The following is an 11,236-nucleotide window of genomic DNA, read 5'->3' as shown; positions in this document are numbered from 1 at the left end:
GGCCGCTCCTCTTTCTGTAAGCGCTTCCACAACCGACGATGTAAGCGCTTACAGAAAGGCAGTGTGTCAGGCGTGTCAACTTCTCGTACAGACCCCGCCCGGTAACGGTGAGGTTACGCCGACGCGGGGTAGGCGGCAGGCATGCTCTTTGGCAAGGAACACGTCCAGCGCTATCAGGAGACCGACGGCGCCGAGGGACACGACTGGAACAACACCGTGACCCTCCTTCTGACCACCAAGGGTCGTAAGTCCGGCAAGGCCTACACGACGCCGCTGATCTACCAGCGGCACGGACGCGACCACGTCGTCGTCGCCTCCAAGGGCGGCGATCCGGATCACCCCGACTGGTACAAGAACCTGCAGGCCGATCCCGAGGTCGGGGTGCAGGTGAAGGCCGACAAGTTCAGGGCCCGCGCGCGTACCGCCACGGACGAGGAACGGCCCGAACTGTGGCGGTTGATGGCCGCCACCTGGCCCGACTACGACAACTACCAGCAGAAGACCGATCGGAAGATCCCGATCGTCGTCCTCGAATCCATCAACACCTGACCGGTGCGACCGCCCCGTCCTCGTACGGCGGGGCGGGTGGACCACCGGGAAGGGGCGTGATCGATGATGGATCGCATGAGCCGCGAACATCACTACAGCGTCAGCGTCACCTGGACCGGCAACCGGGGCGAGGGCACCTCCGGCTATCGCTCCTTCGGCCGCGAGCACGAGGTGGCGGCCGAGGGCAAGCCCGCCCTGCCCGGGTCGGCCGATCCCGCTTTCCGCGGCGACCCCGCTCGCTGGAACCCGGAGGAGCTGCTGGTGGCGTCGCTGTCGCAGTGCCACATGCTGTGGTATCTCCACCTGTGCTCGCTCAACGGCATCGTCGTGACCTCCTACGTCGACGAGCCGACGGGCACCATGGTCGTGGACTCCAGCGGCGGCGGCCGCTTCTCCGAGGTCACCCTGCACCCCACGGTCATGATCACCACCCGGAGCCTGCACGACAAGGCCATGGAACTGCACGCCGAGGCGAACAAACTCTGCTTCATCGCCAACTCCACCAACTTCCCCATCCACCACGAGCCAGTGATCCTCGACGCCTGAGATCACGGAAGCCACGGTCAACGAGACGCACGTAACGGCGGCGAGCCGGCGAGGCGGAGGAGCGTGCCCCTGGAGGGCCGGTCACCCGCGTCGGCGGGTGGGGCCGGCCCATGCCTGCCGTAAAAAATAATGACCTAGAACGTCACCAACGGATCCCCGATGAAGTCGGCGATGAAGTTGACGAAGAAGAAGCCGAAGAACAGAAAGTTCAAGATCAGGATCGCGTAGTGCCACGGCCGGGGACGGGCGGGCCGGGGCAGCCTGCTGTTCAGGTAGATCAGCAGGAACGGGTAGATCAGCGCGCCCAGGTTCGACATGTTGGCCGACCACTCCACCAGCCCGACCGGCAGCGAGAGGTGGATGACGACCGAGATGATCACCAGCAGCACGATCATGAACGGGTAGTAGAAGCGGCGCGGGTCACCCTCGATCAGCCCGCGCAGCCGGGGGCTGGTGGCGTGCGCCGCGTCCGTCATGACCCTGACCATGGCCTCGAAGATGCCTAACTGGGTGGAGAACAGGATCAGCACCCCCAGCACCAGCGCCACATAGAACAGCGCCGGACCGTACTCGTCGCCGAGCACCCCGGCCACGAACGTCGGCACGTTCGCCCGTGTGGGCTTCTGGCCCGACATGGTGACCGCCTGCGACATGAGCAGCGTCGGCAGCAGCATGCCGAGGATGGCGCCGACGAAGAACACCCCCCACATGTCGGTGAGCAGCAGCCGGTACCACCTGCGCCACAGCCCGCGGTTGCGGTCGTCGTCGGGGAAGGTGACGCCGCTGGCCAGGATCTCGCTCCGCTCGCCGCGCATCCCCGACAGGAATCCGGCGCGATAGCCCATGCCGTAACCCTTGTCCCGGTAGTGGCCCATGACGTACCAGTTCAGGCCGGAGGCCAGGGCGGTGAACCCGGCCAGGCCGCCGAGCTGGGTCGCCGTGATGCCCGCGGGCGGGGCGGCCGGGGTGACGAAGCCGCGGATGCCCTCCCACCACTGGCTCCACGGCACGATGAGCAGGTCCACGGCGAGCAGGGCGAGGAGGATGGCGCTGACCATCATCCAGTTCGCCAGCTCCAGCACGCGGCTGATCCGCTTGGCCAGGGCGGTGATCAGGAAGACCAGCACCAGCAGCGCGATGGCCCACAGCCGCGGCTCCTCGGCGTCGGCGGGCGCGACGGTGCCGTGGACGAGCGCGTAGACGCCCTGTCCCGCCGAGGCGGCCCACCCGCCCGCGATGAAGGCGAAGATCACCACGAGTACCGACAGCGGGACCCAGAGCTTCCAGCCCGGCGGCACCCGGCCCCAGCCGACCACGGGGGTCTCGCCGGTGGCGACGACGTAGCGGGAGCACTCGACGTTGTAGAACGTCTGGAGGAGGGCGGAGACCAGAATGACCCAGCCGACGCCGACGAAGCCGTACTGCCCCACGTTCAGCGGCCCGAGCAGCCACTCGCCGCTCCCGATGGAGATGCCGAGGGCGATCAGGCTGGGCCCGATCGCGTACTTGACCAGCTCTTTCGGGCCGATCTTGGAGACCTTGAACACCTCTTCCGGGGTGGGCAGGTCTGTGACGGTGAGATCCGGGCGGCTTACTCCGAGTGGATGCGACATGTCAGGGCCTCCTGCCGTTCAGGGTGATCCAGAACCCCACCGGCTACAAGACCCAATCCACGCGTGCGGAACGCTGCCGTGGGCCCTGGTCGTTGCCCAGGCATGGCTGACATCCCCTATGACAGAAAAGAACAGCTCAGGCAGATCGAGAGCGGGCTGCTGCCGGGCGAACAGATCATCGCGGTGTACGACGCCATCGGCACGGGGACGGGATTCCTGGGGCTGACCGATCGGCGGGTCATCGTCCAGGACAAGTCGTTCGCGGGCAAGCGCATCGCGATCACCAGCATCCCCTACAGCAAGATCTCGGCGGTGAGCGTGGTGAGCAACAAGTCGTTCGCCGGCGGGTTCTTCTCCTCGGGCGCGATCGCCATCCACGTCGGGACGCACACGTACGAAGTCGACTTCCGCGGCGACAACAAGGCGCATCACGTACACAACGTGATCTTGCATCACATATCGCGAACCTGACCGTCGTCGTAAGGGGCACGGCGGCCCGGACTGACCTATCCTGCGGAGATCACGGGGTCACGCGAAGGGGGCGGGCTGGGTGAGCCGAGTCGCACGTGTCTGTACGGCGGGCCTGGCCGTGCTGGCGGTCACCGCCTGCACCGCCACTCCTCCGGCTCCCGCCTCGCCCCTCGGCACGGGCGCCGCCACCACCTCGCGTCCCGGCACGGCCGCGCCGAGTCCGGCCTCGACCCCTGGCACGTCGCCGGTGCCGGTGATCGGCAGTGACCTGCCCGCGCTCCCCGCCAAGCCCGCCGCCTGCGTCCAGCCACCGGCCGATACCGACGACCTCCGCGCGGCCAAGGCCGAGCCCGGCTGGCGTGCCGTGGCCACCGACGAGGGCTACGGCACGCTCCATGATCTCGCCGTCGGCCGGGACGGCGCCGTCTGGGCCACCCACCTCACCCAGCGCCTGGCGGCCGAGTCCGTGGAGACGACCTTCGCGGGCCTGCGGCGATGGGACGGCAAGCGGTGGACGTCGTACTCGCTGCCGGGCGTCCAGGTCACCGCGCTCGGCGCGACGTCCGCGGCCAACGCCTGGGTGTTCGGCCTGGCGGACGGCAGGTCCGGGCTCGTCGGCGCGTTCCAGGATGACAGGTGGACGGCGCAGCGGCTCACCGGGCGGCTCGGCGACACGTTCGGCGCGGGCGGCACGGCGGCGCGCGGCGCCTGGGCGGTCAGTGGCCGCTCGGCGCTGTGGTGGAACGGCTCCACCTGGCAGCACCACGATCTCCCGGCCCCCGCCGGCGCGGTGGGCGGCGGCAGCGGGAGCGGCGGCGGCTCGGGCAACAGCGGTGGTAACAAACGCGGCGGCGACGTGTGGACGGTCAGCGGGCCACTGGTCGACCAGGGACCGGCCGCCCGCTGGAACGGCGCGGCCTGGCAGCGGGTCGGCGTGCCCGCGCTCGGCCTGCCGGCCAAGGCGGAGTCCCCGCGGGTCCGGCTCAGCGACGTCGTGGTGCTCGGGCCGGCCGACGTGTGGGTGGTCGGCGGGGTGTCGTGGCTGGTGCCCGGTGAGTTCTCCAAGAACGACGAGCCGTTGGAGCGCTCCCGCCCGGTCGCCCTGCACTGGGACGGCGGCACGTGGCGGTGCCGGTGGGGCGCGCTCGGTTCCACGTTCACCCAGGCCGAGCCGGACGGCCGGGACGGCATGTGGGTGCTCGACTCGACCGGGTCGCGCCTCCTGCACTTCGCCGGCGGACGCTGGACGTCGCAGACCCTCGACGGCACGATCGACGCCCTCGCCCAGCGCCCCGGCACCACCCAGGTCTACGCGGCCGGCTCCTCCCATCCCGAGAAGGGCCTGGCCCGCGCCATGCTCTGGCGTACCCGCTGACCCTGTCCTCTCAGGCGCGCAGCGAGGTGTAGAGGTCCATGGTCCGGTGCGCGATGCGTTCCCAGGAGAAGTGCTCGACGGCCCTGGCCCGCCCGGCCACCCCCATCCGCGTGGCCCGCGCCGGACTCTCCAGCAGTTCGTTGACCCGCTCGGCGAAGTCGGCGGCGAAGCGCTCGGGGTCGTGCGGCGTCCCGTCGGCGCCCTGGTCGATCGGCACCAGCAGCCCCGTCTCCCCGCCGGCCACCACCTCGGGGATGCCGCCGGTCGCCGTCGCCACCACGGCCGTCTCGCAGGCCATCGCCTCCAGGTTCACGATCCCCATCGGCTCGTACACCGACGGGCACACGAACACCGACGCGTGCGTGAGCAGCTGGATCACCTCGATCTTGGGCAGCATCTCGGAGATCCAGATCACCCCGTCGCGCTGCCGGCCGAGGTCGCGCACCAGGCCCGTAACCTCGGCCTCGATCTCCGGCGTGTCGGGCGCGCCCGCGCAGAGCACGATCTGCGCGCCGGCGTCGAAGGACCGCGCCGCGTGCAGGAGGTGGACCAGCCCCTTCTGCCGGGTGATGCGCCCGACGAAGATGGCGTACGGTCTGGCCGGGTCCACGCCGTGCTTCTTGAGGACGTCGTCGCCCCGGTCCGGGGCGTATTCGGCGGTGTCGATGCCGTTGTGGATGACGCTCACCCGCTCGTGCGGGATCTCGGGATAGGCGGCGAGTACGTCGCGCCGCATCCCCTCCGAGACCGCGATGACCGCGTCGGCGCCGGCCAGGGCGGTCCGTTCGGCCCAGGAGGAGATGGTGTAGCCGCCGCCCAGTTGCTCGGCCTTCCAGGGCCGGAGCGGTTCGAGACTGTGCGTGGTGATGACATGCGGGACCCCGTGCAGCATTTTCGCGACATGCCCGGCAAAGTTGGCATACCAGGTATGCGAGTGAACCACCCCGGCGCCCTCGCACGCGGCGGCCATCTCCAGGTCCACCCCGAGCACCTGAAGGGCCGCGTTGGCCGCCTGAAGCCCGGTGGGCACCCGGTAGGCGGAGACGCCCGGCTCGTCCCGCGGGGCCCCGAAGCACCGCACCCGGACGTCGGCCAGCCGCCGCAGCTCTCTGGCCAGATATTCCATGTGCACCCCGGCACCGCCGTACACCTCTGGCGGATACTCCCGGGTGAGCAGATCAACGCGCATGACACGACCTTACGATCCTCGGGTGGTTTCAGGCACGTGCGGTGTTCGATGGGCGATTCGTCGATAGATCGGCATTTTGAGGGTAGCGTCACGGATATGAGGTCCCGGAGGGTTCTTGCGGTCGTACTGGCAGGTGGAGAGGGAAAGAGGCTCATGCCGCTCACAGCGGATCGAGCCAAACCGGCTGTGCCGTTCGGCGGCATGTATCGGCTCATCGATTTCGTGCTGTCCAACCTGGCCAACGGCGGCTACCTGCAGATCGTCGTCCTGACCCAGTACAAGAATCACAGTCTCGACCGCCACATCTCCCGCACCTGGCGGCTGACGGCGATGCTCGGCAACTACGTGACGCCGGTCCCCGCGCAGCAGCGGCTGGGCCCGCGATGGTTCTCCGGCTCGGCCGACGCGCTGTTCCAGAACCTGAACCTGATCTACGACGAGATGCCCGAGCACGTGATCGTGTTCGGGGCCGACCACATCTACCGTATGGACCCGCGGCAGATGGTCGAGCAGCACGAGGACTCCGGTGCGGACGTGACGGTGGCGGCGATCCGGCAGCCGATATCGCTGGCCGACCAGTTCGGCGTCATCGAGACCGACCCTCAGGGGCGGCGGATCGTCGCGTTCCGGGAGAAGCCCAAGGACGCGGTGGGGCTCGCCGACTCCCCCGACGAGGTGTTCGCCTCGATGGGCAACTACGTGTTCAAGACCCAGGCGATGATCGACGCGCTGCGGGAGGACGCCCTCGACCCCACAAGCAAGCACGACCTGGGCGGAAATATCATCCCCATGCTCGTCAAGTCCGGTGGGGCGGACGTGTACGACTTCGCGAACAACGTGGTGCCGGGTTCGAGCGAGCGCGACCGGGGCTACTGGCGCGACGTGGGCACGCTCGACGCCTACTACGAGGCGCACATGGACCTCATCTCGGCGCACCCGATCTTCAACCTCTACAACGACAAGTGGCCGATCCACACCGGGCACGACCCGCTGCCACCGGCCAAGTTCGTGCACAACGACGGCGACCGGGTGGGCCGGGCGCTCGACTCGCTCGTGTCACCCGGCGTGATCGTGTCCGGCGGCACGGCGAACCGGTCGATCCTGTCGCCCAGGGTCGTGCTGCACTCGCACTCGCTGGTCGAGGACTCCGTACTGATGGAGAACGTCAAGGTCGGCAGGGGCGCGATCGTGCGCAAGGCGATCATCGACAAGAACGTGGTGATCCCCGACGGCGCGCGGATCGGCTTCGACCTGGACTATGACCGCACCCGGTTCGCGCTGACCAGGGGCGGGATCGTGGTCATCGGCAAGAACGAGATCGTCGACCGCTGACCCTCACCGGGGCAGGCTGAGCAACCGGTCGACCAGCGTCCTGGCATGGTCGGCGCCGACCGGCCGGTTGAAGAAGATCACATGATAGTAGAGCGGCGCGATCACCACCTCCATCAACTCCAGCAGCGTCGGCGGCCTCTCGCCGCGCGCCGCCGCCCGCTCCAGCATGCCCTGGAGCTGCACGGCCCGGTCCGTCAAGTACGGCTGGTTGTCGTCCGGGACGCGGGTGCCGACCTGGGCGGCCCTGACGTAAAGAGGCCCCAGTGGCCCCGCCACGTCCGCCGCGACCTGAACGGCGTAGGCCTCCAGGTCGCCGCGCAGCGTGCCCGTGTCGGGCACCGGTGAACCCTTCGAAAGCCGCTCGGTCACCACATCGTCCATGAGCGCGCCGAGCGTGCCCCAGCGCCGGTAGAGGGTCGCCTGGTGCACACCGGAACGTTCCGCCACCTGGGCGATGCTCAGTCTGTCCCAGTCCTCCTTGCCCAGCAGGTCGAGGACGGCTTCATGCACCGCCGTACGGACTCTCGCGCTGCGGCCGCCGGGCCGGCGTACAGGTTCCATGCCACTAACCCTAACGCGAATTCTCTTGCGTTAGAGCCCTCCGCCGTGGTTACCTTGGGGCGAGATTTTTCGCGTTAAGGAATCTGAGCATGCGCCTTGCCCCGCATCTCTGACCGACTGGAAAGGACCTTCATATGAACCGCTCCGTGCTCAAGGTGGCGCTCTGGGATGTACTCCCCAGCGTCGTCGCCTACTACCTGCTGCGCGCGTTACACATGAGCGAGTACGCCGCCCTGCTCTCGGCCACGGCCGTCGGCCTCTTACGCACCGCCTATGTCGGCGTCAGGGAACGGCGCCTGGACGGTTACGCGGCGTTCATGTGCCTGATCTTCGGCCTCGGCCTGGTCCTGTCCTTCGTCACCGGGGACGAGCGCCTCATGCTGGCGGTCAAGTCGATCACCACGGCGGTCATCGCCGCCGTCCTCGTCGCCACCTGCGTGACTGGCCGCCCCGCCGCCTTCCCCCTGGCCAAACGCTTCGGCGCCGAGGACGCCGCCACCGCCGCCCGCTGGGACGCCCTCTATCTGGCCGAGCCCACGTTCCGCCGCATCTACTTCGTCATGACCCTGACCTGGGCGGCGGCCTTCCTCACCGAGTCGGTGATCCGGATCCCGCTCATCTATCTGCTGCCGGTGGACGTGATGGCCGGCCTGTCGACAGTTCTGCTGCTCGGCACCCTCGCGCTCATCGCGGTCTGGAGCGCCTGGTACGGCAAGCGCGGCGAGGCGGCCCTTTCCGTGAGTTGACCAAAGATCGGCTACGGAGCGTACTTGATTGATATCATTCCGTGACATGCCATCCCCCGCGCATGACACACTCAATGCGCTCTTCCGCAACCGTCCGGCATTCGCCGTCGAGATCCTCCGGGATGTCTTCGACGTCGACCTGCCCACGGACATACTCGTTGAGGTCGCCGGAAGCGACTTCAACGACCGCCTCTCCCTGGACTTCCAGGCCGACACGGTGATCACCATAGGACCGCGCCAGGACCCGATCTATGGGGTCATCGTCGAGATCCAGCAGGACCCCAAGGATCCCAAACGCACGGCCTGGGCGCGCTACGCGGCGGCGCTTTGGCTGCAGCTGAAGTGCCCGGTGGTGGTGCTGGCCCTCTGCCCCGACGCCCGCGTCGCGACGTGGGCGGCGGAGCCGATCGTCACCAGCCTGCCCGGCTTCGTCCTCCAGCCCCGAGTCTTCGGGCCGGACCGGATCCCCGTCATCACCGATCATGTCCAAGCCGCGGTGTCTCGAACTCGCCGCCATGTCCGTGATGATGCACGGCCAGCAGAGAACCGTGACAGAGGCCTTCATGACGGCCCTGGACAAGCTCCCCGAAGGTGACTCTCTGCAGTACTATGAATACGCATACAGACTGGCTTCACTCGCCACCCGGCGCGTTATGGAGGAGATCATGTCGCTTGCCGTTTGGCCGGTATACAGCCCCTTCGCCAAAGGGCTGGTCAGCAAAGGCGAAGCTACCGCTCTGATCAGGATCCTCAAAGCACGCGACATCAGCGTGCCCCAAGACGCTCACGACCGCATCACCCAATGCACGGACCTCGACCAAATAGAAGAGTGGATCGACCGAGCAGCCACCGCGACGACGCTCGACGACGTCCTCGCCCCTAATACTGCTTGACGCTGTAGTCATACCGGCAAGGCAGCGGATGCTCCGCCCTGACCCGTGCCCGCCCCGTCGGATTCAGCCGCTCATGGTAATCCCACCAGAGCTCGTCCAACGTGTCCTCCCCCTCTCGCAGATCGTCCACCACCAGGCCGGTCTCCAGCACTCGCCCGGCCCGCCCGACATCCCCCGCGTCCAGGGCGGCGCGGCATTCCAGCAGGCGGATCCGGCCGTGCCAGCGGTCCTTGGGGCCGAGTTTGTCGATCAGGACGAGGGCGGCGTCCGGGCGGCCGGCGGCGAGGAAGGCGGCAAGGGTCTCGATGGTGAGGGGGCGCAGCCGGGGCGACAGCGCGTGGGCCCGCTCGTACAGGTCCGCGGCCCGCGAAGGATCGAGCACGGCCAGGTTGCGCAACGCCCACGCGTTCTCGGCGCAGGTCAGGGAACGTTCCCACGCGGCCCGCGCCCCGGCGTGGTCGCCGTCGTGATAGAGGTTCACGCCCAGGTGGAGCAGGGTGAACCAGGTGCCGCCCGATTCCTCGACCGACTTCTCCAGCAGCGCGCGCCATTCGGGGCCGACGGTGTAGGAGGAGGGGGGCAGAGCGGGGGCGGGTGTGGGGATCGAGCCCTTGCGCACCAGCGCGAGCCACGACTGCTGGTCGCGGCCGATCGTCCAGTCGGCGAAGGGCGTGCCCGGCAGGTTGAGCACCCGGCTGCGCCGCTTGGCCAGGGCCCGGCGCTCCAGCGCGCCCCAGCCGCTGCCTACGTGCAGGACCTCCGCGGGCACGGCCGACGCGAGCTGTACGGCCTGCTCGTGCGCCGCCTGGAGCCGGTCGCGGGAGATCAGCCGGTCCACGGCCCGGCCCACGTGGCCGAGCGCGTCGGGCCAGGGGCCGTGCACGCGCGCGGGGTCGCCCTGGAGCAGGCCGTACGCCTCGGTCCAGGCGAGGGAGGAGCGGGCGGGCAGCCGTACGTGCTCCAGCTGGGTGCGGGTGAGTCCGGCCTGGATCTCCAGGTAGGGCCGGTCGGGGCCGGACAGCCAGTCCTGCCAGTTGCGGCCCGCCGCGCCGGTGCCCCAGCGGAAGTGCTTGCGACCGCGCAGCAGGTCGGTGGAGACCTGCGCCAGCCCGCCGCCGTCCTGGTCGAGGGCGGCGATCCAGCGGCGTTCGGCGCGGGGCAGCTCGTAGAAGAAGTCGGCGGCCTGCTCGTTGCGGGCCGGGTAGGACTGGTCGGCCTCGCGCCAGCGCGGCACCGGCACGCGCCGCAGCATCCCGTCGTAGGAGAAGTGGTAGGCCTGACAGGCGGGCGCCAGCACCCGGCTGCCCGGCGTCTGCGGCACCGCCGCGTTCGACCACCAGTAGACCGGGGCATCCACCGCCGAAGGGTTATAAATCCGGACGTGTACCAGGAGCACCGGCGACTCGGGCGGCAGGCTGACGTCGAGCTGGTAGACCAGCCGCCGCATCCGTTCCCACTCGTACATCCGCAGCACCGGCACCCCGTCGGGCCTGGTCACCCGGACGGCGTGGACGGGCGCGCAGGCCAGGGCGGTGTGCCCGAACGTGCCGAGGTTCCACTCCACTCCCCCGGCGAACCACGCGTTACGCAGCCCGAGGTTGGCCAGTTGCAGGTGGGGTGGCTTGTGCAGGAGTTCGCGGCCGGTCGGCAGGTGCACCAGCGAGCGCAGCCGCCCGCCGTACTCCAGCAGGAACTCCGCGCGCAGCACCGAGTTCTCCAGCACCGCCGTCTTCAGCTCCCGCTCCTCGCGCTCGCGGCCGTAGCCGTCCTGGAAGGTGTACGGCAGGAGCGAGTCGGCGTGCCCGTAAGCCAGCTGGGCCGCCATCTCGGCGTCGGCCGCGGCCGTCCTCAGCCCACCGCGTGGATCGGGCAGCGTGCGCAGCGGCGGCAGCGGGTTCTCCGGGCCCAGCGGGGAGACGGGGAGCACGACCGAGGATGTCCGTAGCATTTGGCGAGTATTT

The 11,236-nt window shown here is 69.0% G+C and carries 12 protein-coding genes; 8 read left to right on the top strand and 4 right to left on the bottom strand.

The window, feature by feature from the left end:
* Positions 1-141: 141 nt before the first annotated feature.
* Entirely contained in the window at positions 142-549 is a 408-nt protein-coding gene (locus AB0B91_RS27260; RefSeq protein WP_358325151.1) for a nitroreductase family deazaflavin-dependent oxidoreductase, read from the top strand.
* A 75-nt stretch (positions 550-624) separates the two neighbouring features.
* Positions 625-1,095 carry an OsmC family protein gene (locus AB0B91_RS27255; protein ID WP_358325148.1) on the top strand — a complete coding sequence of 157 codons (471 nt, stop codon included), beginning with the start codon at positions 625-627 and terminating at the stop codon, positions 1,093-1,095.
* Positions 1,096-1,229: 134 nt separating this feature from the next.
* Here AB0B91_RS27255 and AB0B91_RS27250 read toward each other — a convergent pair whose 3' ends face one another.
* Positions 1,230-2,708 carry an Nramp family divalent metal transporter gene (locus tag AB0B91_RS27250; protein ID WP_358325145.1) on the bottom strand — a complete coding sequence of 493 codons (1,479 nt, stop codon included), beginning with the start codon at positions 2,706-2,708 and terminating at the stop codon, positions 1,230-1,232.
* A 102-nt stretch (positions 2,709-2,810) separates the two neighbouring features.
* On the opposite strand from AB0B91_RS27250, the gene AB0B91_RS27245 reads away from it, so the two are divergent.
* Together AB0B91_RS27245 and AB0B91_RS27240 are read left to right on the top strand one after the other, a co-directional pair.
* Complete coding sequence (locus AB0B91_RS27245) at positions 2,811-3,179, top strand: PH domain-containing protein (protein ID WP_358325143.1); 369 nt, start codon at positions 2,811-2,813, stop codon at positions 3,177-3,179.
* 79 nt (positions 3,180-3,258) lie between these two features.
* The gene (locus AB0B91_RS27240; RefSeq protein ID WP_358325140.1) at positions 3,259-4,554 is read left to right on the top strand and encodes a hypothetical protein; all 1,296 of its coding nucleotides are present in this window, start codon (positions 3,259-3,261) and stop codon (positions 4,552-4,554) included.
* A 10-nt stretch (positions 4,555-4,564) separates the two neighbouring features.
* Here the strand turns inward: AB0B91_RS27240 and glgA are convergent, their stop codons facing one another.
* The gene (gene glgA, locus AB0B91_RS27235; protein WP_358325136.1) at positions 4,565-5,743 is read right to left on the bottom strand and encodes a glycogen synthase; all 1,179 of its coding nucleotides are present in this window, start codon (positions 5,741-5,743) and stop codon (positions 4,565-4,567) included.
* Between the two features lie 48 nt (positions 5,744-5,791).
* Between glgA and glgC the strand changes: the two genes are divergently transcribed.
* Positions 5,792-7,075 (top strand): glucose-1-phosphate adenylyltransferase, encoded by a 1,284-nt coding sequence (gene glgC / locus AB0B91_RS27230; RefSeq protein ID WP_358325133.1) that lies wholly within the window; start codon positions 5,792-5,794, stop codon positions 7,073-7,075.
* A gap of 3 nt (positions 7,076-7,078) precedes the next feature.
* On the opposite strand, the gene AB0B91_RS27225 is transcribed toward glgC, so the two are convergent.
* Complete coding sequence (locus AB0B91_RS27225) at positions 7,079-7,636, bottom strand: TetR/AcrR family transcriptional regulator C-terminal ligand-binding domain-containing protein (RefSeq protein ID WP_358325131.1); 558 nt, start codon at positions 7,634-7,636, stop codon at positions 7,079-7,081.
* 134 nt (positions 7,637-7,770) lie between these two features.
* Here AB0B91_RS27225 and AB0B91_RS27220 point away from each other — a divergent pair, with 134 nt between their 5' ends.
* From AB0B91_RS27220 to AB0B91_RS27210, 3 genes are read left to right on the top strand one after another with little or no spacing between them, the layout of a single operon-like run.
* Entirely contained in the window at positions 7,771-8,382 is a 612-nt protein-coding gene (locus tag AB0B91_RS27220) for a VC0807 family protein (protein ID WP_358325128.1), read from the top strand.
* 46 nt (positions 8,383-8,428) lie between these two features.
* A complete protein-coding gene (locus AB0B91_RS27215; protein ID WP_358325125.1) occupies positions 8,429-8,977 on the top strand; it encodes a hypothetical protein in 549 nt (182 codons plus the stop codon).
* On the top strand, positions 8,946-9,275 hold the full coding sequence (locus AB0B91_RS27210; RefSeq protein ID WP_358325122.1) for a hypothetical protein: 330 nt from the start codon (positions 8,946-8,948) through the stop codon (positions 9,273-9,275). Before AB0B91_RS27215 ends, AB0B91_RS27210 begins: the two co-directional genes overlap by 32 nt.
* Here the strand turns inward: AB0B91_RS27210 and AB0B91_RS27205 are convergent.
* Positions 9,262-11,223, bottom strand: coding sequence for a DUF5107 domain-containing protein (locus tag AB0B91_RS27205; RefSeq protein ID WP_358325120.1), 1,962 nt, complete (start codon positions 11,221-11,223; stop codon positions 9,262-9,264). The two genes, AB0B91_RS27210 and AB0B91_RS27205, sit on opposite strands and share 14 nt — an antisense overlap.
* Between the last annotated feature and the right edge of the window lie 13 nt (positions 11,224-11,236).

Origin of the sequence: Nonomuraea sp. NPDC049141 (assembly GCF_040648415.1) — a bacterium.
In the GTDB taxonomy this organism is placed as follows: domain Bacteria; phylum Actinomycetota; class Actinomycetes; order Streptosporangiales; family Streptosporangiaceae; genus Nonomuraea.
This window is presented reverse-complemented; position numbering and strand designations above follow the sequence as displayed.